Source organism: Anabaena sp. UHCC 0253 (genome assembly GCF_009712085.1).
In the GTDB taxonomy this organism is placed as follows: Bacteria; Cyanobacteriota; Cyanobacteriia; order Cyanobacteriales; family Nostocaceae; genus Dolichospermum.
On sequence record NZ_VILD01000006.1, the window covers coordinates 121,632 to 143,889 of the forward strand.

Sequence of the window (22,258 nt, forward strand, 5' to 3'; positions counted from 1 at the left end):
GATTCTCGACTTCTTTAAAAAGTCGAGAGTCTCTTTTCCTCAAATTCAATCATACTGGAGAAAATAGCGGATGCTCAAACCGGTAAAAATTTGCCTAAAACTCTTTCAAGCAAAGCTATCAAGGTATATAGTTGGCTGGGTATTTACTAGTATTGTTGTTGTCGAAATCGCAATTTTAATACCTTCTTACTTTCGTCGGGAACAGGAATTACTTACCAATTTAGAGAACGTTTCTAGTGAGGTTCTTTCTTCCATTGTTGTCAGTATTCAAAAGGGAGAAGATTCTCAGAAAATTCTTCAGATGATCAGTCAAAAACTCAAACCTAGTTCTGTGATTTTAGGTGGAGCATTGTATCAAGCTAATGGAGATTTAGTAGGAACATTTGGCGAAAAACCGACTACTTCATGCAATGATCTTGGTCAAGCACATATGATTCGGGTACAAAGTCAAAATGGGACAAGGTATGATGTAGCTTGGTCTGCATCCATGTTTGAGGGAAAATATATATTAATTATTCGTCATAATTCTGCACCAGTGAAAGAGGAATTATTTGCTTTCTCCTTGAGGGTAGCAGGGTTGGTATTTATCATCTCAGTTTTTGTGACTTTAACCACTGTATTAATTTTGGGAATAACAGTAATTAGACCAATTTTACAATTGCGAGATGATTTGATCATTGCTGGAGAAGCCATTAGTCAAGATGGTGATGATCCCGTTTTTTTAACTATGTCCAAGAAACGCGAAGATGAAATGGGAGAGGTAATATTAGCATTTTACCAAATGTTTACCAGAGTTAGACAAGAAATACGCGATCGCCAACAAGTAGAAATTTCCTTACGCAATGAACAGGAAAAATCTGAACGCTTGCTATTAAACATTCTTCCCGCAGAAATAGCTCAACAATTAAAACAACAACAAAGCGCAATTGCTAATCGGTTTGATGAAGTGACAATCCTTTTTGCTGATCTTGTCAACTTTACAGAATTAGCGGCTCAAATCTCACCTATTGAATTAGTCAATTCTTTAAATCAGATTTTTTCCAGTTTTGACTGTTTAGCAGAAACTTACGGTTTGGAAAAAATCAAAACTATTGGTGATGCTTATATGGTAGTTGGTGGTTTACCAAATCCCCACCCAGATCATGCTGTAGCCGTCGCTAAAATGGCATTAGATATGCAGCAGGAAATTACTAAATTTCAAACCCCTACAGGTCAATCTTTTCAACTCAGAATTGGCATTAATACAGGTTCTGTAGTGGCTGGTGTGATTGGCTTAAAAAAGTTCAGTTATGATTTATGGGGAGATGCAGTAAACCTAGCTAGTCGCATGGAATCTCATGGTATTCCCGGCAAAATCCAAGTTTCCGAAACTACTTATTTTTTAATTAAAGATGAGTTTAAATTAGAGGAACGAGGCATGATTAAGGTTAAGGGGAGAGGAGAATTAATTACTTATTTTCTAATTGCTTGATTTTATATTTTAACTAATATAGGACTTACGCAAAATATCTCTGAAACCCTCTTTCCTTCGTGTCCTTCGTTCCTATCCCTTCGGGACGCTCCGCGAACGTGGTTCGTTCTTTCGTGACTTGTGCGTAAGTCCTGTGATATACTGACTAGTAAAATCAAATTATATTTTTAATCAAGTAAAATTTAAAAGAGATGAATCAGCAAAAAATCCTACTTGAACCAGGTACTTTATGGACAAAGATTAAAAAAACAACAGAACTGGCTTTAAAATCTGGGGCTTTAAAATCTATTCCTACAGAGTTAGAAATTGTTGAAGAAGCAGGAGTGAAATTTGTTGTCAGAATTTTAGAAAATATAAATCGCAAAAAAGCTGATAAAGAAAAAAAAGATCAACAAGCTGCTCAAACTGGTAAAGAATTTAATCCCTTTTTACCTTACGAAGAAGATTTATTTGTCACAGATATTTCTCATACCCATGTTTGTATTTTAAATAAATTTAATGTGGTTGATCATCACTTACTAATTATCACCCGTGCTTTTGCAGAACAAGAAAGCTTACTTACCCTAGAAGACTTTACAGCTATGTGGGCTTGTTTAGAAGAATTTGAGGGTTTAGTATTTTATAATGGTGGTAAACTTGCAGGTGCAAGTCAACGTCATAAACATTTACAAATTGTCCCGTTTGCAGAAACAGATATACCGATTTCACCACTTATCAAATCTACAAAATTAGCAAATTCTCTGGGAACTATTCCCGAATTTCCCTTTTTACACACATTTACTACTTTTGATAGTGGAGAAAGTGCCGAAGTAACCTTAAAAAAATATCATACCTTACTAGAAAATGTAGGAATTAAACCTCTAGAAAATAATATCCAATCAGGAGCGTATAATCTTTTAATTACACGAAAATGGATGTTAATTGTCCCTCGAAAATGTGAAGAATTTGAGGCGATTTCTGTCAATTCGCTAGGATTTGCAGGAGCATTATTAGTAAAAAATCAACAACAAATGCAATTACTCAAAGATATTAAACCAATAAACATTTTAAGCAAAGTTGCTTTTCCTAAACAACAAAATTAAAATGAAGCTGCATAGAATAAGATGTTAAGAATAATTGACCGCAGATAAACGCAGATAAACGCGGATGAATTAATTGATTTCATGATTTTGTGCAGTCTCACATAAAATTGGTATTAGATTACAATCTAAGTTAATAAGTAATTGGACAAAAATATTTACAGTCATTGCGAGCGAAGCGAAGCAATCCCAACCCTTGCGATTGCTTCATTCCACTTCTTTCCATATGGCTAACGCCACGCTCCGCGAACGCAATGACATTGTGTAATTAATTCTGTCTCACTACTTATATTTCTTCCTTTGCGCCTTTGCGTGAAACCTTCATCAAAAAAAAGAAGAAAAATCATGGAATCTCTAGACATAAAATGGATTCGTTCTCAGTTTCCCGCATTGACACAAACAATCAACGGAAAACCAGCAATTTTCTTTGACGGACCAGGTGGAACACAAGTACCCGGTGGAGTATTAGACGCAATTAGTGATTATTTAGTCAGGTCAAATGCTAACGCTCACGGTGCTTTTGCTACCAGTATGAGAACCGATGCCTTAATTACTTCCGCAAGAGCAGCGATCGCCGACTTCTTAGGATGCGATAATGATGAAGTAGTATTTGGCGCAAACATGACTACTCTCACCTTCTCTATGAGTCGCGCTATCGGTAGAGAATTACAACCAGGTGATGAAATTATCGTCACAAACCTAGATCATGCAGCCAATATTTCCCCCTGGTATGCTTTAGAAGAAAAAGGTGTAATTATTCGGGTTGTTGATATCAACATTACCGACTGTACATTAGATTTAAATGATTTAGAACAAAAACTTAATTCCCGGACAAAATTAGTAGCAGTCACCTATGCTTCCAACGCCGTCGGCACAATTAATGATATTACTAAAATAGTCAACCTCGCCCATAAAGTCGGGGCTTTAGTATATGTAGATGCCGTCCATTATGCCCCCCATGCACCCATTAACGTCCATCATTTAGACTGTGACTTTTTAGCCTGTTCCGCTTATAAATTCTTCGCGCCTCATGTAGGAATTCTCTACGGAAAAAGAGAACATTTAACCAAATTTTCCCCTTATAAAGTTAAAGCCGCATCTGATGAAATTCCCTCAAAATGGGAAACAGGAACATTAAATCATGAAGGTTTAGCCGGATTAGTAGCAGCAATTAATTATTTAGCAAAACTAGGTTGTCATGTTTCCCCAACCTTAGATAATGAATTACTTTCCTCCTTAATAGAAGCCGATAAAGAAGGCTTAAACACCTTCCATTGTCCTCGCTTTCTGACAGAAATAGAACAACCAAACCATGAATTAGCATCAGCTTATCATAGCCGTCGAGCCGCATTAGTCGCAGCCATGTCAGCCATTCAACAATATGAAAGAGAACTAAGCAAAAAACTCATTTCCGGACTACTAAAAATCCCTAATTTAACCTTATATGGAATTACCGAACCCAGCCAATTTACATGGCGCACACCAACAGTATCTATCCGAATAGAAGGAAAAACACCAGCAACCATAGCCCAAATATTAGGAGAACAGGGAATATTTGCTTGGTACGGTAACTTCTATGCAATCAACCTCACCGAAAAACTAGACCTAGAAACATCAGGAGGATTCTTGCGAATAGGAATAGCCCATTACAACACAGCCGCAGAAATAGATCAACTTCTGCAAACCTTAAATGAAATTATGTAAAACTTCTAAATTACAGCCATTTTCATGAATCTTTCTGTATCTCTTTCTCTGTGCCTCTGCGCCTCTGCGTGAGATAAAAAATATGAAAATAGCTGTAACACCCCACTAACCGCAATCCTCAGCCTCACAAAGACGACGAACATTCAGAATATCACTCATTTTTTTAAGTTGAGCAAATAAATGTTCCAATTGAGAACAATCGCGGACATCAATACCCAAATCCATCAAAGCAGGTTGTCCCAGAGAAGTTTTCACTTGAGCATGACGGACATTAATACCTTGGTCACTCAACCGTGATAAAACATCCTTTAATACCCCCACACGGTCAAGCGCCTCAATTTGTAAATTAATAGGATAAGTATGAGGACGACCGCGATTTTCCATAGCTGAGTTCCAACGCACGGGAACTAACCGCTCATACTCAACATGATCTACATTATGACAGCCTTGGCGATGGATTGATATTCCTCTACCGCGTGTGACAACACCCACAATTGGTTCACCGGGAATAGGGGTACAACAGCCAGCAATATGATGAACCAAACCCTCCACTCCAATAATGGGAGAATCACTAGCACGAGAACTAATTGGTGGTGTATCCCGTGAAGTTTTTGCTGTTGATTCTTTGGGAATAAATGTAATGACATCAGTAACAGGTTGTCTCGCTTTAACGACTTCCCGCCAACGGTTCAGCACTAAGTTTGAGGTAATTTCCCCATATCCCAAACCCGCAAGTAAATCTTCCACACTGTGATAATTACATTTTTCCGCCACAGTGTGCATAGCATCAGATTTGAGCAAACTTTCAAAACCAGTTTTACCCAATTCCTTTTCTAATAAATCTCTGCCTCTAGCGATATTTTCTTCTCGGCGCGATCGCTTGTACCATTGTTTAATCCGATACTTAGCCGCTGAAGTGCTAACAAAATTTAACCAATCTAAACTAGGATGACTATTCTTTTGGGTAATAATGTCAACAATATCGCCATTATGCAGTCGCGTTGACAAAGGTACAATGCGCCCATTTACTCGCGCCCCAGCACAGTGATTTCCAACTTCTGTATGAATCCGATAGGCAAAATCTATACTTGTAGAACCAGGACTTAAGGGGACAACATCCCCCTTAGGGGTGAAGACATAAACATCATCTTCAAATAGATTGTCTTTAACACTATCTAAGTATTCCTGAGCATCTTTTAAATCACTTTGCCAATCTAGCAACTGGCGTAACCAAGTAAACTTTTCCTCAGAGCTTGTTAAATGAGCATTATCAGAACCACCGGTTTCTTTATATTTCCAATGGGCAGCAATTCCATACTCCGCGATATGGTGCATTTCCAAGGTGCGAATTTGCACTTCTAAAGGGCGGCCAGTCAAGCCAATTACCCCAGTATGGAGGGACTGATAATGGTTTGGTTTAGGCAATCCAATGTAGTCTTTAAATCTACCAGGAATGGGACGAAAAGAATCATGAACCACTGCCAAAGCCCGATAGCATTCTTCATTCGTTTGGACAATAATTCGCAGCGCCGCCAAATCATAAATTTCATGAAATTCCTTTTGCTGCCGTTGCATTTTTTGATAAATGCTATAAAGGTGTTTGGGACGACCGCTAATTTCCAGACAATTAACACCAGCTTTGAGTAACCGACGGCGCAAAGTATCCGTAGCCTTGAGTAATTTTTCTTCCCGTGCCGTGCGTTTTTCAGCTACACTTTGCTGAGTTTCTCGATAGGCTTCTGGTTCTAAATATTTAAATGCTAAATCTTCTAATTCCCATTTAATTTGCCAAATTCCCAAGCGATTCGCCAAAGGAGCAAAAATATCTCGTGTTTCTTGGGCGCTGCGTTGACGACTAGCTGCTGACATATATTGGAGAGTTCGCATATTATGCAAACGGTCCGCCAGTTTCACCACAATTACCCGAATATCTTGCGCCATGGCCAAAAACATTCGCCGGAAGTTTTCCGCTTGACTTTCGGTTTTGCTAGTAAAGTTGATTTTCGATAGCTTAGTCACGCCTTCTACTAAAAGCCGTACTTCTGGACCAAAACGTGCTTCTATATCTTCAACTGTAATTTCTGTATCTTCAACTACATCATGGAGTAAACCGGCTGCTATCATAGCAGGACTACCACCTAATTCACGGAGTATTTCAGCTACAGCAACAGGATGGGCAATATACGGTTCTCCCGATTTACGAGTTTGACCCCCATGTAGTTGATAGGCAAACTGAAATGCCCGACAAATTAAGGCGTTACCGTTATACGTTCGGTCTTCTTCCTCAGTAAGTATCGGTGCTGGTGGTTCAATTAAACATTTGTTAAGCCAGTCTGGGAGAACGACATCAATGGGGGATTTGATAGCTACACTACTCATAAAATCAAAAAGGTGATATGTGGATAGGTTAGGAGATAAGTCAAATTGACAGCACCTCTATAAATAGATGCTGTCGTCTAGTGGTCTAGAAACAAAGTTGGAGATGATGATGTCCTAATTGCCTGTGGTCATCATCCATAGTCGGTTTCCTTCAAACATAATCAAAAAAACTATTGACGACAAACCAAGCCTCAAACTAAAATTTGAGACTTGTGGTTTTGATAAGAAACAAAAGAAAGTTGGTTGTATAAGAAAATTTTCTTGACATTAATACTATCTTAACTAGCAACAGATGTCTTTTAATTGTGATAAATATCAGGAATTGGCAACATTTCTAGATGAGTTACGGGCTAATGTAACAGTAGGTAAACTTAATTTACACGAATTAAAGCAGAATTTAGCCCAATTACAGGAATTTTTTGTGCAGCAAATTGTCCCTTTGGTTGATGCTAACTACCTAGAACAGTCCTATAAAACGGAGATAAATAAGCAATTGCGGCTGTTGGAAGTGGATGTCATGTTTCTCCAAGGTGCAAAGCAATTAGCAACATTACAATCGAGGCTGAAAACCATTGAAGAACGTATTGACACTTTAAGCAAATATTGTCAAGCTATTACCCAGCCAATAAAACAGGAAGAAAAATAAATTTTTACATATCGCTTTTATTACCTTACCTTTATGGGATGTGAAGTTGGCGGTTTGAGTTAGATTAGATAAGAGTTTTTTCTCGCAGAGACGCAGAGGCGCAAAGAAGAACGCGGAAGGCAGTAATTTATTTGAATTTTTAGTTAATATTTTGACTATTAACTGCTTTTTGAGCGTAATTTATATATTTCTGATAATCAATTATCTTTTGCTGTGCTGCTTCATAATTAGGATCAGAAATTGGTACTTTTTTCATCATTTCTATAACTTTTTGCCATGCAATACTTGATTGATACCACTCGGCTTTACTTTTAGCAATGCGAGTTATTTGTGCTGCTCTTTTAGCTAAATTCATAGCTTCTTCAAATTTATTTTTTGTTGTGAAATTGAAGATATTGGGGAAGTTATTGATGATTTTTTTGATTCTTTCATTTGAGTGAAATCATTATCTCCCTTTAGGTTATTTGGTTCTACTTCTACATGATCAATTTGAGATTCTTGGTTAGGAATAGTATTTGTTAATGAGATTGACAATAAACGTCTTTTAAATAAAAAATCAACTTGATAAATTAATGCCCCAGTAGTTATCCAAGTTAATCCCAATATCGTTAATATAGTTTCTTGATAACTTTCATAATCTCTATAAAACTTGGTGGTTTCATAAAAATTTATATCCGAAATAGGACTTAAAAATATAGTGAGAAGAGATGCTATTAGTAAAGATAAACAAATAACTAACCAACCATATAAACCTTCCCAAATACTCACTATTGTTGGTATATATCCTTGAACATTTTGCATCTCTGGAGATTGAATTTTAGGGAATAATTTTTTGATAAATATATGAAATATATGGTGAGTAAAAGTAATTATAAAAATTGGCAAGATAATTACCAAGATTGTAACTATCATGAATAATTCTGGACTATTGGCAAAATTAGCCATTTTGTAGCCAATATTACCAGTAAATGATATTATTCTAATAATAATTCCTAAAAATAAGGCTAAAATAAAGGCTTTTAACCAGGAACTAGGATATGGAAACCACTCTGGCCAAGTAGATTTGTTCGGCTTCGGCTTAGTCATAACTGCTACAAAGTAAATTATACGTATAGTATCACTATAGTGTCATTTTAAACTTAATATTTATACCACACTCTTGATTTCTCTCTGTGACTCTGCGCCTCTGCGTGAGATAAAAAAAGTGAAGCCAACTAAAAATTCTCTAAAATAAACAAGTAACCAGAAAATGGTAAATTAATTTCAGTTGTAACTATTCTAAATCCTGTTTATATGTTTACTCGAATCCGTCGTCTTTTAAGTCGTTTTTTTAATAACTCTCGGACAGTTAACAATGAACCACTAAATAAAGTAAGTTTAATTGTAATTATCTTAGTTGATATTTTCATTCTCATCAACGTTTTTACAGGTTTAAATAATATTAGTGAATGGCATCTTAGCCCATACCAAGCTTATCCATGTTATACCGAATGGGATAATTACAAAACACAAACTACCAAAAATAAAGATTATGAAATCCTGAGAAATTCATTACCTTACGGTAGCAATGAGCAAAGAGTTCGGCAAAGATATCAAGATGTAGAAGTTGGACATTTAGGTAAAGTTTCCGAAATATGTTTGAACTATGGCGAGTCTAAAGATAAACTGAATAATCCGCAAAATCAGAAAATTCTCACAACAATAAATCAGACACAAGATAAAATTAATAGTCTTGAACAAGCAAATGCTACTATTCGTCAGCAATATGATTCTACGCTATTAGAAAAAATTGCTGGACAATCTTCAGCAAATTCGATTAATCAAGTGCGTGCAGAAAAAGCTAAACAGGAATTAGCACAAAATAGCCAGAAAATTTCTACTTTAAAACAGGAAATTAATAATCTACAGAATCAACTGCTGACAAAACCTGAAAGTATCGCTTTTCTGTCTTTTCTCAAAGATGAAACTAAATTTAATCAAGTTAAAAAAGGCTATGAAGACGCTTCATTTTGGTATCCTAGCATCCAACTATTTTTTCAATCTATCTTTTTAGTTCCATTAATTTTGATTGCATTATTAGTTAACAACTTTAGCCAAAACAAAGGATATGGATTAATAGCATTAATTAGCTGGCATTTGCTAGTTATATTTTTAATTCCGTTAATTCTGAAAATATTCCAATTTCTACAAATTGGTATTATCTTTCAATTTTTATTTGATGTCATTAGTTCCCTGTTTGGGGGGTTAATTTTCCTAATTAGTTACGCTTATATTTTGCTAATTCCCTTAATTGGCTTTGGCATGATTAAATTCTTCCAAACAGTTGTATTTAATCCTAAAGTTCAAGCAGTTAGCCGAATTCAAAAATCCCGCTGTATTCGGTGTGGAAAGAAAATCCGTCCTCAAGATAACCACTGTCCACACTGCGGTTATTATCAATATGTAGAATGCCACAATTGTCATAATTTGACCTACAAAGAATTACCTTATTGTCATCATTGTGGTGCTGATCAACATTCCCATACCAGTGCTTAAAAACCGAGAGGACTATATATTTTATTACAAACACCCTGAAAGAATGCGTCTTGGAGATGATCCGGAAGAGTAAACCACAGTTATCAAGTCCCCAGCCTCTATCTTTTGTTTATTGCCTTTTCAGCCTCTAGTCTCTATCTTTCCGTTGGATATTCGTGTTAAATGGTGAGTATTAACGAAATTTGTTAACTTAAGATGATATCTACAAGGTGTCAATCTTAACCTATTGAGGACTGAACATGAGAAATATTATTCTTCGTAAAAGTTTTTTAGCCTTACCAAGTCTGGCCGTACTGACAGTTTTAGGTAGCGGATTATCTGTAAATGCTCAGACAGCCGCACCAGAAACAATAGACTTATCCACAAACCAAGAATTAATATCCACCGTTGCTACCGAAGAAATAGCCAACCGGACAATGACACCTCAACCAGGAACAGTGGAAACTTCATCAGCCATGCTCAATCCTGGTTTTACAGAACCTAGCGCACAAACAGAACCATCGAATCAAGTAGCACAAGCTGACATTGAAATAGGAAGAGGAACTCGTGGTGGTAGTAGCTATATTGGCGTTGGTGGAAACATTGGTATCTCTGGAGGCTCTTCCGACTTGGGTGATGGTAACTTCAGCGTTATTAGTAAAATTGGTATCACCAGAACTCTATCAGCTAGACCATCCGTCCTCCTGGGAGACAATACAACAATTCTGATTCCTGTCACCTATGACTTTTCCTTTCAAACAGCAGATCCATTTGCTGAACCTTTAGCGATCGCTCCTTATGTAGGAGTAGGTGCAGTCATTAAAACTGGTGATCAATCAGAAACTGCTTTTCTAGTAACTGGTGGTGTAGACGTACCTCTAAATAATAGATTTACAGCCACGGCTGCTGTAAACGCTGGCTTTTTTAATGAAACTGATATTGGACTTTTATTAGGAGTTGGTTATAACTTCAGTGGATTTTAAAAGATAGGAGTTCCGTAGGGGCGCAGGGTCTGCGCCCAGCATATCAGAGGAAAAAAGAAAATTCCTCCCCTGCTTCCAATCTACTTAGGACTAACCTTATCAATCACCTTAATTTTACCGTCATCTCCGACAGTCCAGACATCGTAAGTACCAATGACATCGCCGTTAGCATCAACATCCACATCACCGCTTGCGCCTTGGTAATTGATCTGTTTCCCTTCTTTGAGTAGCTTCAATCCTGCACAGACATCACTTACAGGTGTACCATCGCCAGTGGATACTTCCCGAATTTTACTAGCAATACCCACCCCTGTATTATCCTTAGCAGCTTGGGCTGCTAATACCAATAACGCCGCAGCGTCCCAAGCTTGAGGTGCGTATTCTCCTGGTGAACCACCTTTTTTCTCTTGCCAAAGTTTATTAAAATTTTCTAACCCTTTACCGCTAGAACCAGGGACTGTCCCAATAGCCCCAGATAAAATATACTTGCCGTCACTACTTTTACCTACTTGTTCGGGGAAACTAGCGGATTTTACACCGTCTGTGAGTAAAATCTGTACTCCTTTAGTCACACCTTGCTGGTAAGCAGCTTTGAGAAATAAACTCCCAGTTTCCGCATATAACACACCTAAAACTGCATCTGGTTTTCCAGCAAAGGCAGCATTTGCTTCTGTATCAAAAGTTTGAGCTTTGGGATCGTAGCGAACAGGTTTATCCTTATTAACTACTGTTCCTCCTAATTTTTCAAAAGTTTCCACAAATGCTTTTTCAAAACCCACACCATAGTCATTGTTAATCACTACTGTGGAAACTCGTTTAAAACCTTTTTGTTTAGCAAGTTGGGCTAAAGCTAATGCTTGGTAAGTATCAGGAGGCGCAGTCCGCGCCCAATATCCCTGAAAGTCGCCTTTTTTAGCTTTGTCGGTAAATACGGGGCTAGTGCTTCCAGGAGAAATTAGCATCACCTTATTCGGAACAGCCACAGAAACCGCCGCAGTCGAAACGCTACTAGCAAAAGAACCGACTACACCAGCTACCTTATCTAAAGTTGCTAATTTCGTCATCCCCGCAGCGCCCGCTTTGGGGTCGGTTTGGTCGTCTACTTCGACTAAACTGACTTTTTCACCATTCACACCCCCACAAGCATTTACTGTCTCTACAAGTAAGGGAACTGAACCTACCATTTGTTGGCCAATGGAAGCCAAGTCACCTGTTGTTGGTAATAAACTACCAATTTTTAATCCTTTAGCATTACTGGTAGTATTACTTCCGGTAGGTGATGAAGGATTAGGATTTTCGCAAGCGGCTAGAAACAACCCACTGGCTAGGGTAGCTATACTTAAAGCTAGGGAAACACGAGGTCTTAACATAGAGAGATTAACTTCTGATATATTCACAAAACTTAATACAGATACATCTGCATTAACTCTTTAAATCGTAAATGATAACATTCTTGTGACCTATCCAGAAATCATTGTCAACTCTCATTTTTCCGTAATCTCTGTGGTTAGTTTTGAGCTTACTTTTGGGTAAGTGTTTTTAATTGAAGATTGACTTTTTCACCAGGGTTAGGGGCGATTACCTTGGTTGTTAAATTGTTTTTCTCTAATAATGTCTGAAATTCTTCCACTGTTCCCCTAGCTTGGAGAAATTTGATCAGCAGTCCCTCAAACAAAATATCCCCTCCTGCTGCGGTAGGGAGTATAAATTGAGGTTTTACTAATTTTGCCACTTCTAAGGCGCTATTCATGCCTTTGATAATCGGACCGAGTACAGGTAATCCCAAATCAATAATTGGTGTAATTACTACGTCAATGGGTGCTACCTCTTTGAGTTGGGGGGGAATGATAGCCATGAGGTTCATAATACAATGTGGAATTACTTGCTAAATCTTTGAGCAAATAGCCATTTTCTAACAAGGTTGGTCCAATGGGAGAACCGGGAAAAGCTTTGATTTCTACTTGATTATTTAAGGTGAAAGTTTCACCATGATTGAGGCTGATTATTTGTTGATAACCCAGTTGTTCTACTACTTTGGCTGCATTGGGAGAAGCAACAACAGGAATATTTTTATCAAGTTGCTTTAAAGTGGGTGGATGTGCGTGATCTTCTAAGCCTTGAGAAAGTAGAATTAAATTTATATGATCTGGTATTGATCGATCCTGAGAACGAGAACCTTTAAATAACCAATCTAAATTATTAAAGGTTAAATTACCAATTAACCAAGGGTCAATTAGTATCCGCTGTTCACCAATTTCAATCAACCAACTATTGCTATCTAACCAAGTAAAGTTCATAATTAAGAGTTGCTAAAAAAGTTTTTTGATGATAATTAGAAGTTTGTACAGGAGTCAAAAGGATTATAAATGAAAATCATTGAGTAAATGCTCTGTTGAATTAATCAATTGATTATGAATTTGACGTTGCTCTTTAATTGTACTAAAAATTTGAATAATGGGAGTTAAACAACGTTTTGCATCTTCATATCCAAATTGTTTAAGTTCGGTAATACGTTCATAACTGAAGTCTAACCAACTATCAACTAAACCTATAACTGGTATATCTGATTTATTAATTGGTTGTTCTGGTCTAATTTCAATGATGGTTTGTTCGGGAAAATCATGACGATTCCAAGTTACTCCATTATTAAGATGAATAATAATTGCATGAGTACAACCACGCGCAGCTAAAGCTTTTAAGGGAACGTTATCAGCTAAACCACCATCAACATAGGATTTTCCATTTACTTCTCGACTAGGAAATGCTAAAGGAAGAGCAGCACTAGCTAAAAGCAAATTGTATAAGGTTTCATCATCTTTAAAATCTTGTACACAAAGCCAGTGAGCATCTGTTCCTGTACGGGAGCGAACAAAATCTATTAACCAATCATAACCTAAACCGGGAATTTTTAAAGAAGGAAATACTGTAACCCATAATTCAATTCCATTTCTCAAATTGTTGCTATGGATTTTTTCTCTTAACAATTTTTCAATAGGTGCAGGATCAAAAATAGCAGTAGTATCTTTTAATAATCCTTGTTCTATTAAAAAATGAAGCATCCATTTCTGAAATGTGGGAATAAAAGTTTGAGCAGTGTAACTCAATGTGCGGAGAATTGTCCCCGTGTTGGGGCGTAAAATCTTCGCGTCGGCTAATTCTTCCCAAAATTGATTTAGGTGCTGTACTGCTTGAGGAAAGGGGCGATAGGATGATAAAACAGCACCATTAAGAGCGCCTATGCTAGTTCCTGCAATGATGTGAGGAACTAAACCAAGTTCAGCAATATATTTTAATGCACCGGCTTGATATGCTCCTTTTGCACCAAACTTTAGCGATCGCTCAAATCAACATAAGATATACTATTTTAATGCACCGGCTTGATATGCTCCTTTTGCACCTCCACCGGTGAGTACGAGTCCAAATGTAGGGTTAGCGGTTTTCATATTTATTAATTAGAGATATTACTAATTATTGCTAAACAATCATTTGCGGTTTCTTCCACAATAGTGGTGATAAATTCCCGTGCGTCGGTGGTGCGGGAAATACTATCAATTTGATGACGACAGAGATGAATAGCACTTTGAGCAGGTTTATTTGGTCTAACTTCTTCAGGAAGTATTGCTAGTTCTAAAGTTGTACCAATGACAAATAAATGGGGTATATTTGTTAATCTCTGTTGGGGAATTGAACGAATTTCTAATAAGCCAGCAGTTAATTCTCTGTCATCATTTGTCATTGTCGCCCAAGATTGATCTAATAAATCACCAAGTCCGAAAAAACTGCTAGGTAATTGCTTATGATGAGCGAGAATTTTATTTACTAATAATTGCCGAAAACGATCTTTATCTCCTGTTTCTAATTCATACATAATTACAGAACTGCTGAATACTTCCCGCGCTAATAATGCAATTTGTATAGCCCAAGGTAGTTTTGTATAAGTTTGTCCAGCAGCCCAAGCAGTGACAATATGATCTAAATCTTCGTTAGCAGCAACTCTCACTTCTAATTTACGCACTCGTGACTCAAGATTATTCAGTCTTGTACCCACTTGTTGAGCTAATTGATTAAATTGTTCACTCAGTTGAATGATTGCGTTTTCTTGGGTTTGCAATCTTTGTTTTTGATTGCGAATAGCATCACGAGCTTCTAATAATGAGTTTTGAGTAATTTCTAGGGCAATTTGACTAATTTTTAAGGAGTCTGTAAGTTCTAAAACCCAGTTTGATAGTGCTTCTTGTCCTGCTATTAAGTTACCATCTAACAAAAGTTGGCGTTTATGATCACTTCCATCTAGTTGAGAAATTAGGTTTCCAAACCATCCTCTATTTTTGCGATAACGGATGATATCTTTATTAATTTGGATGCCGTTTATTAGGTCAATTATGGCTTTATCTCCCACTACAGGAACTCGTTTTTGGAGTTGTTCTAGTGTTTGAGTTGATGGATTTGTAAAACCTGCATTTTGTTTTAAACTACTTGAATTTTGAGGATAGAAAAGATTACTCATTGCTTATTCCTTATTAAATCACTTGCAAATTCTAAACGAGCAGCAGCATTTTTATTTTTTTCTTTTGCTTCTGCAAATAAATAATCAAGTTCAGTCACTAATTTTTCTTTTTCCTCAACTTGTAATTTTTGGTCTTGCTGTGATTGAATCAAACTTTCACGGTAGTTACTCAAGTAAATATCAAGATCATTAAAAAAGATAGAAACTCGCTGTTTAAAGTCTTCATCTAAATATTGATTAATGCCTTGTTTGATATTTCTGACACTTTGATCAATGGATTCACTAGATTGATCAATTATCTCTTGGAGAGAAACAGTATAATAATCCTCCTTTTTATCAGGACGTTTAACTCTAATTGTTTCTTTTTTGGGAACTAAAAACAACCAATGTGTAAATTTTCTTTTTTCAACTACTTTATTTTCATATCCCTGATCTAACCATCGAGTATTACTGTTGACTCTCACTTTACCAAAATCAATATCCTCAGAATCAATAGTTAATGTTGGTAATGATAAATTTATCTCAAAAGCTTCATTTAATCGTTGACGCGCTCGGTCAATAATAGGCTGAGTTTCTTGTATCAAAAAATTTGTTAATTTAAGTCGTGATTTTTCAGTTATCTTTCTTACTTGTTCACGCACATCATCTAGTAGCATATCTATTCTCTGTTTAGGATAAGCTATAGCTTGTTCTGCAAAATCTTCCGCTTCTCTCAAACTATTAAATTCAATTACACCACTACCTGTTGGCTTGATCTGAGAATTGAATCGTTTAGAAATCAAATTAAAAAAATTGGTCGCTACCATACCCCCTTTTTTTACTAAATCTGCCCGTTGATATTCTTCTTCAATAAAAGAACTTTCAAGACTGACAGTAGCCTTTTGCTTCAGAGTTTCCAATATTTTATTAAGTTGTTGATAGAGGTTAGTTTTAATGTTATCTACCTCCTGTAATCGTTGACGACAATCTTCTAGTGATTGCAAATCTGTTTCTAGTGCTGTAACTTCAAATTTAACTTTCTCTTCATCTTGTGCCATAGCACTTCTGCGAAGTTGTACATCATCTTGTAGTTCTGCAAGTCGAGCAAGAGAAATTTTGAGCGCAGATTCTATACAACGTGGTGCGGCTTCCGCCATTAAAGCATTAATTGCACCATTTAAAAAAGGATCAAATCCTGATTTTTTCCACAATTTTTCAGCTTTCTTTATTAACTCTTCTACTGCTGCTTCTTTTAGATCTTCTTCCCAATCAATACCAAATACTTCTTGAGCAAGAGAACTTGATGTTTCCAATTTACTAACTTCAACATCTGGACGTTGTTGTAATTCCATTAAAAAATTAGCAGAAGTAAAAGCACGTCTAGCTGATATTTCAAATACTCGATTTATATCACCAACGTTACCAATCCCAAATTCAGCAGCAACAAACTGTTGTACCTGTTCTGGTTTCATGTCACCATCTCGACGCTGATCTACTTTATTAATTAAGACATATAAACTTTCTTTACCTCGTAAGTCTATGACTCTTTCAACATCTTTTTTTACTTTCTCTGCGGCTTCATTTTTCAACTGTGTGAAATCTAAAACTATCAACACCATTGAACTTTTACGGAGTTGTTCAGCAACTACAGCTTGAAGTCGCAGATTTTCTCCTGCTTCATTTGGTCCAGGAGTATCTACAATTACTAATTTACCTAAAGTTTCTGATTGCTGATTTGTTTGAGAAAGCCAAAAAGGAGTACGAATCCGGGGAACTTCTGTTAAAGATTGAAGTGGATCTACACTGGGGCAAATAATACTGCATAACCGGACAATATCATTTAAACTTGTTAAGGTGAGAGCAATATTTTTGCGTCCTTCCGATTTGTGGGGAACTGATTCTACTAAAGCTTTTTGAATCAATTTTGGCATTATTTGTAAATGAGGATATTGAGCCAGCTTTTCTTGTGCTTTTTCAAGTCCCATCTCATTAATTTGCTTCCGCAAAGCCAATAAAGTCTCTTGAAAAACTGTTACTATTTCGCGACTTAAAGTTAAAATTGGTTCTTGCAACCCAGCATCAAAAATAATTTCTGTGGGCAGCGTCGTCATGGCAGAATTACGACTTGGTAAAATATCCTGTCCGATAATGGCATTTGTGATCGTTGACTTACCCGCTTTCATCGGTGCTACAATTGCCATTCTTAACTCAAGGTTTTTGACTTTCTCAACTTCTTGTTTTACTTGCTGCTCAAATTCAGCATATTTTTGACTAGCAACATCAGAACTCAGTGCTGTACTAGCACGATTCATCAGCAAACTGATTTGCTCTAATAGGTCAATAACATCACTTTGCAAATCTTGGACATTCGGCTTCAGCGTTTGAGAATCCATTGGCTTTTACTCCGCACCTGATTAAATCCACTACCGTAGATTTTCTCTTGACACAAAGGATTATACAAACAGTGAAAATACGGAAGCCACGCTTTTACATATTTCTTATTGTTTCTTGTTTTTACGGGTAAATTATGCTAATAAAACGCAAATTGTCTCAAAAAGTTAACTCATTACGGATATAATCTTTCTTAAGTAATACATAAAATTCTTTATGCGTCGAGATTCAATCTTTTACAAACTATTCCAACAATATCCATCTTTGCTATTTCAACTATTGACAAATCCACCCACAAATGCTGATGCTTACAGATTTGATTCTGTAGCAGTCACAGAACCCAAATGTGAATTTGACAGCTACAGATTTATTCACTGTCCTGCTAACATTTGCAATAGTTTATCCATATTATCTAAATTACCAACCATGCGCCGAATTGGATGAGGCCATACTTTAACTAAAGTTGGAGTAGCCGAAACTTGATCAATTTCCGCCTGTTCTGGATTGGTGAGAACATCAATAACTTTCAGAGTATAAGGATATCCTAGCGATCGCTCTAATGATTCATGCAAGTTTTGTAAAATTTTTTCTGTAGTCGCACTATGGCCAGCCACAAATAAGCGCAGAACATAGCCTGGCGGACCTTGGATATTTTGTGGTGTTGGTTGTGTATTGATCACTGGTTGTTGGTACTGTGAGGGAGAATCAGCTAAATCCAGACGCACAATTAAATCATGATCTTCCCAAAGCTGAGGAAATGTAGTTCGATAAGTTGATAATACCAAGCGATCGCACAATCCATCCTGCCAAGGTGCTGATTGCCACACTAAATCCCCTGTCCCAAAAATCGCATTCAACACAGCTTGATGACGAACCACCGCTGGATAAGCTTCCGCAAAAATTTGTACTTGTTGAGTCCGAGGATTTAACCAATGATCAATAGTTGCAGTATAACAAGGAACTAAAAAATGTGGCGGCTCTGGTAAATCCAGAATTTCCTGTAAAGCCGCACACAAATGTAAATGCCATCGTCCTTGTTTACTAGGATCAATACAATAAATTAAATCCCCTCCAGGCGTAAACAAGGCAATACCTTTGAACAACTGGGGTTTAGATAGTTTGTCTAAATTCAACTTAGTCACAGGAGCAGGGAACAATTGACAATTGACAATTGACAATTGACAACTATCAATTATCAATTACCTATTATCCATTAAACACGACCTCTGAGGAATTGCGCCATTTCATTCGGAGTTGGGGACATTTCCAAAGCCGTTTCTTCGGTAATTCGGCCTTCTTGGTAGAGATTCAGTAATGACTGATTCATTGTTACCATGCCATCAAAACCGGCTTGTTTCATTAACTCACCAATTTCATCATACTTACCATCTTTTACCCATTCTTTCACAGCTTCAGTATTAATAAGAACGTCATGGAAAGCCGCCCGTTTACCATCTGTAGTCCGACACAAACCTTGAGCAATTACCGCTACTAAAGATTCTGCCAGTGCGACGCGCATAGCATCTTGTTCTTCGCCTGAATACAAATTGAGAATCCGTTCAATAGTTTTTACCGCACTATTGGTGTGCAGAGTTCCCATCACCAAGTGACCTGTTTGCGCTGCTTTGAGAGCCGTATTCACGGTTTCTTTATCCCGCATTTCCCCCACCAGAATCAAATCTGGATCTTCCCGCAAAGCTGCTTTTAAGGCGTTATCAAATTTGCGGGTGTGCATTCCCACTTCCCGTTGTTTGACTAGAGACTTACGGCTTTGGTGAACAAATTCTACTGGATCTTCAATTGTAATAATATGTTTAGCCATCTCCCGATTGATATAATCAACCATCGCCGCCATTGTTGTTGATTTACCTGAACCAGTTGGACCTGTCACCAAAATTAAACCTTTGTGATGATGACAAATATCTCGAAATATCGGTGGTAAACGCAACTGCTCCATAGACAGAATTTTCAGGGGAATTAACCGGAGTACCATTGCATAACCACGCAAGGAATCAAACACATTAATCCGTACCCGTGCAAATTCGTACTGAGTCGCACCATCAAATTCTAGCTGTTCTTGAAACCTTTGGATTTCCGCATCAGTGAGAATCTCCCGCAACCAACTCATAAAAGTCACTTTATCAGTTTCGGGATAAGTTGTAGTTTGAATCTCCCCCCGACTACGAAAGCGGGGGATTTCGCCTACTCCCACGTGAACGTCAGAATAACCCTGATCAAATGCTTCTTGGACAAGGTTCGCCAAAGTCAGGGCTGAAGGCTTGTTTCTAGAAACAGAGGGACTAGATGGTGGTGGTGCTGGTGGCGCTCCAAGTGGACTCATTCCTACAGGTAGAGTCATTGTTGCGGCTGGAGCATTCTCTTCTAAATTTTTTGCCCCTTGACGCTGTGCAGTTGGTAACTGTGATGTTGATGTCGGTAGCGGTGGCGGTGGTGGCGGCATTCTGCGTGTTTGTGGTTCTGTCATATATTTTCACTGTTGGTAGATGGAAAATTTAATTGGTAATTTAAGTTATTGCTAATTTGGGAAAAATCTGATGAAAACAGCATAAAACTATGAAAAACAGCCAAAATTGAGGATCAATTTACATGGTAGTGTGTAATTCCTAGTATTTATACAGTGTTTTTAGTCATTTATTGACCAATATATCTTGTTTAACACACATATACTATCCTTAGTCTTCCGTGCAGGATCTACAAAATCTCTGTAATTAATTATATAAGTAATTGAATCTATATGGATAAGGAAATGCAGAAAATTAGCAATTACTGATTACCTCTCCAGGAATTATGAGAATCAATCCAGTTTTTTATAAGAAATGTTAAGCATCTGGGAAGTCAAGATGTGCAAATAAGATTTTGAGTCTCTTCTATCATTAGTCTATATTCCTAAAGACATATACCAAAACTCAGTTCCATGCCTGTGGGTATATGTGGGTTCTCATTCATAAGGACAAAAAATTAACTGTAAAGTTTAGTTAAGAAATGCTCATTTTGGCGCTAGAGTTTTATATACTGAATTTCACTGAAACAAAATCAGTTAATTCGCTTGCGAGCGATAAACAACTGAAAATTTAAACTTGCTGTGTATTGGGAGGAAAAGTCATGGTTTCGGCTCAAAGCTCTAATCTCGCTAAGACGCACTCCTTATTAATAATGAGAAGCTTTTTAATTTGGACATTTACATTGGCAGTGTGCCTGTTAGTTGTCGGCTTTCCATTGGTTGTTCTAATGGCTACGGTTGGATGTCTGTTATCAATTGTGTTGCAATCTGTTATGCCTGCTAGTGCAGTGCTAGTTGTGGCAGGTGGTTTAATAATGTTTAATGTTATGGCAGTATTAATTGCTGCTGGCGTGCTTACCGCTAAAGGTATTCATCCTAAACAGGTAAAATGGTTAAGCTGGCTACATGGTGAGGCAGAAAAATCACAAACAACTGTTTATGCAGCTTGTCCTTTAACTTGTGAAATAAACCAATAATTATCATTAGTTAACAACACTCGAAAAACAGTACATCTGCCCGGTAAAGCCGGGTTTTTTCATGTCTGGGAATATCTGCCCGTGAGGAGGCATTCGGTGTAGGGGACTTCCAATAAATAAATTATACAGATTAACGTATGGCTAACGCCACGCTTCGCGTTAACCATACCGCAGAGGCGCAGAGGACACAGAGGAATCAGTGTTTGAGTGTTTTTTTATTTGGAAGTTCCTAAGGGCGAAGCATTCGGAAAATGAACTTGAGGAAAAACTGAGAATTTGTCGCCCGAATGCTTCGCCCCTACAGGAGTCAGGAGTCAGTAGGAAGAAAAATAGTCTTGAACCTGGGTTATTAAGCGTTCTTAGTTGTCAATTGTCAATTGTCAATTGTCAATTGTTAATTAGGTGCTAATCAACTCAACTGCATCTCTTCCGTCGCTATTTTGTAGATATACTTTGACAATCTCTTCTTTGGCTGTAGGTAATTTTTTACCGACAAAATCAGGGTGAATTGGTAACTCTCGATGACCCCTATCTACTAATACAGCTAAACGAATGACTTCTGGCCTACCATACTCATTCACTGCATTTAGAGCAGCACGAATTGTTCTTCCTTTAAAAATGACATCATCTACCAATACAACAGTTTTCCCTGTCAGATCAAAAGGAATCTCAGTTTTTGCTGGAGTTCTTAAACCTATTTTGTCAAGATCATCACGATAAAATGTAATATCCAACGCGCCTACAGAAACCCTGACATCTTCAAGAATTTCTATTTGACGTGCCAATGAATTAGCTAAAGGTACTCCTCTAGTATGAATACCCAGCAGCAACAACTGAGATAAATCTCGCGTTCTTTCGATAATCTGAGAAGCTATACGAGTCAAGGTTCGACGCAGTTCTTCTGATGAAAGAATTTCAACTACTTTGGTAGACATAAGGTTAGGGAATAGGGAGCAGGGAGCGGGGAGCAGGGAGCAGGGGAGCAGGGGGAGCAGGGGAGCAGGGGAGCAGAGGAGCAGAGGAGCAGAGGAGAAAAATCTTCTTTGCAACTGACAACTGACAACTGACAACTGACAACTGACAACTGACAACTGACAACTGACAACT

At 37.4% G+C, this 22,258-nt stretch carries 16 protein-coding genes and 3 pseudogenes; 8 read left to right on the forward strand and 11 right to left on the reverse strand.

What is annotated here, in order from left to right:
* Window positions 1-70 precede the first annotated feature (70 nt).
* The 3 genes from FJR38_RS17265 to FJR38_RS17275 all read left to right on the forward strand — a co-directional run bounded on the left by FJR38_RS17265 (window position 71) and on the right by FJR38_RS17275 (window position 4,254).
* Entirely contained in the window at window positions 71-1,471 is a 1,401-nt protein-coding gene (locus FJR38_RS17265) for an adenylate/guanylate cyclase domain-containing protein (protein WP_168538412.1), read from the forward strand.
* Between the two features lie 191 nt (window positions 1,472-1,662).
* The gene (locus FJR38_RS17270; protein ID WP_168538414.1) at window positions 1,663-2,553 is read left to right on the forward strand and encodes a DUF4922 domain-containing protein; all 891 of its coding nucleotides are present in this window, start codon (window positions 1,663-1,665) and stop codon (window positions 2,551-2,553) included.
* A 342-nt stretch (window positions 2,554-2,895) separates the two neighbouring features.
* The gene (locus FJR38_RS17275; RefSeq protein WP_174764037.1) at window positions 2,896-4,254 is read left to right on the forward strand and encodes a cysteine desulfurase-like protein; all 1,359 of its coding nucleotides are present in this window, start codon (window positions 2,896-2,898) and stop codon (window positions 4,252-4,254) included.
* Window positions 4,255-4,359: 105 nt separating this feature from the next.
* Here the strand turns inward: FJR38_RS17275 and FJR38_RS17280 are convergent, their stop codons facing one another.
* Window positions 4,360-6,633: a bifunctional (p)ppGpp synthetase/guanosine-3',5'-bis(diphosphate) 3'-pyrophosphohydrolase gene (locus FJR38_RS17280; protein ID WP_168538416.1), complete on the reverse strand. Its 2,274-nt coding sequence runs from the start codon at window positions 6,631-6,633 to the stop codon at window positions 4,360-4,362.
* A gap of 292 nt (window positions 6,634-6,925) precedes the next feature.
* Here FJR38_RS17280 and patD point away from each other — a divergent pair, with 292 nt between their 5' ends.
* Window positions 6,926-7,279 (forward strand): heterocyst frequency control protein PatD, encoded by a 354-nt coding sequence (gene patD / locus FJR38_RS17285; protein WP_168538418.1) that lies wholly within the window; start codon window positions 6,926-6,928, stop codon window positions 7,277-7,279.
* Between the two features lie 139 nt (window positions 7,280-7,418).
* Here patD and FJR38_RS17290 read toward each other — a convergent pair whose 3' ends face one another.
* Both FJR38_RS17290 and FJR38_RS17295 read right to left on the reverse strand, forming a co-directional pair.
* Window positions 7,419-7,634: a hypothetical protein gene (locus FJR38_RS17290; protein WP_168538420.1), complete on the reverse strand. Its 216-nt coding sequence runs from the start codon at window positions 7,632-7,634 to the stop codon at window positions 7,419-7,421.
* A complete protein-coding gene (locus FJR38_RS17295; protein ID WP_168538422.1) occupies window positions 7,631-8,365 on the reverse strand; it encodes a hypothetical protein in 735 nt (244 codons plus the stop codon). The genes FJR38_RS17290 and FJR38_RS17295 overlap by 4 nt, the downstream gene beginning before the upstream one ends.
* Before the next feature lie 207 nt (window positions 8,366-8,572).
* Here FJR38_RS17295 and FJR38_RS17300 point away from each other — a divergent pair, with 207 nt between their 5' ends.
* Both FJR38_RS17300 and FJR38_RS17305 read left to right on the forward strand, forming a co-directional pair.
* Window positions 8,573-9,814 (forward strand): hypothetical protein, encoded by a 1,242-nt coding sequence (locus FJR38_RS17300; RefSeq protein WP_168491353.1) that lies wholly within the window; start codon window positions 8,573-8,575, stop codon window positions 9,812-9,814.
* Between the two features lie 239 nt (window positions 9,815-10,053).
* Window positions 10,054-10,776, forward strand: a complete 723-nt coding sequence (locus FJR38_RS17305) for a hypothetical protein (protein ID WP_168538427.1) — start codon at window positions 10,054-10,056, stop codon at window positions 10,774-10,776.
* A gap of 80 nt (window positions 10,777-10,856) precedes the next feature.
* Here the strand turns inward: FJR38_RS17305 and FJR38_RS17310 are convergent, their stop codons facing one another.
* From FJR38_RS17310 to FJR38_RS17330, 5 genes and pseudogenes are all read right to left on the reverse strand, one after another.
* Complete coding sequence (locus tag FJR38_RS17310; protein WP_168491657.1) at window positions 10,857-12,146, reverse strand: ABC transporter substrate-binding protein; 1,290 nt, start codon at window positions 12,144-12,146, stop codon at window positions 10,857-10,859.
* A gap of 149 nt (window positions 12,147-12,295) precedes the next feature.
* Window positions 12,296-13,073, reverse strand: a pseudogene (locus tag FJR38_RS17315) (MBL fold metallo-hydrolase).
* 63 nt (window positions 13,074-13,136) lie between these two features.
* A pseudogene (locus FJR38_RS28635) lies at window positions 13,137-14,087 on the reverse strand (patatin-like phospholipase family protein); the annotation flags it as partial.
* Window positions 14,088-14,224: 137 nt separating this feature from the next.
* Window positions 14,225-15,283 carry a diguanylate cyclase regulator RdcB family protein gene (locus FJR38_RS17325; protein WP_168491358.1) on the reverse strand — a complete coding sequence of 353 codons (1,059 nt, stop codon included), beginning with the start codon at window positions 15,281-15,283 and terminating at the stop codon, window positions 14,225-14,227.
* Window positions 15,280-17,655: a dynamin family protein gene (locus FJR38_RS17330; protein WP_168491360.1), complete on the reverse strand. Its 2,376-nt coding sequence runs from the start codon at window positions 17,653-17,655 to the stop codon at window positions 15,280-15,282. Before FJR38_RS17330 ends, FJR38_RS17325 begins: the two co-directional genes overlap by 4 nt.
* Window positions 17,656-17,869: 214 nt before the next feature.
* Here FJR38_RS17330 and FJR38_RS17335 point away from each other — a divergent pair.
* Window positions 17,870-18,010: pseudogene (locus FJR38_RS17335) on the forward strand (DUF2887 domain-containing protein); the annotation flags it as partial.
* A gap of 14 nt (window positions 18,011-18,024) precedes the next feature.
* Here the strand turns inward: FJR38_RS17335 and FJR38_RS17340 are convergent.
* Together FJR38_RS17340 and FJR38_RS17345 are read right to left on the reverse strand one after the other, a co-directional pair.
* Complete coding sequence (locus tag FJR38_RS17340; protein WP_168491362.1) at window positions 18,025-18,795, reverse strand: circadian clock KaiB family protein; 771 nt, start codon at window positions 18,793-18,795, stop codon at window positions 18,025-18,027.
* A 71-nt stretch (window positions 18,796-18,866) separates the two neighbouring features.
* On the reverse strand, window positions 18,867-20,138 hold the full coding sequence (locus tag FJR38_RS17345) for a type IV pilus twitching motility protein PilT (RefSeq protein ID WP_168491364.1): 1,272 nt from the start codon (window positions 20,136-20,138) through the stop codon (window positions 18,867-18,869).
* A gap of 638 nt (window positions 20,139-20,776) precedes the next feature.
* Between FJR38_RS17345 and FJR38_RS17350 the strand changes: the two genes are divergently transcribed.
* Window positions 20,777-21,151: a hypothetical protein gene (locus FJR38_RS17350; protein WP_168491365.1), complete on the forward strand. Its 375-nt coding sequence runs from the start codon at window positions 20,777-20,779 to the stop codon at window positions 21,149-21,151.
* A gap of 398 nt (window positions 21,152-21,549) precedes the next feature.
* On the opposite strand, the gene pyrR is transcribed toward FJR38_RS17350, so the two are convergent.
* Window positions 21,550-22,086, reverse strand: coding sequence for a bifunctional pyr operon transcriptional regulator/uracil phosphoribosyltransferase PyrR (gene pyrR / locus FJR38_RS17355; RefSeq protein ID WP_168491367.1), 537 nt, complete (start codon window positions 22,084-22,086; stop codon window positions 21,550-21,552).
* Window positions 22,087-22,258: the final 172 nt, after the last annotated feature.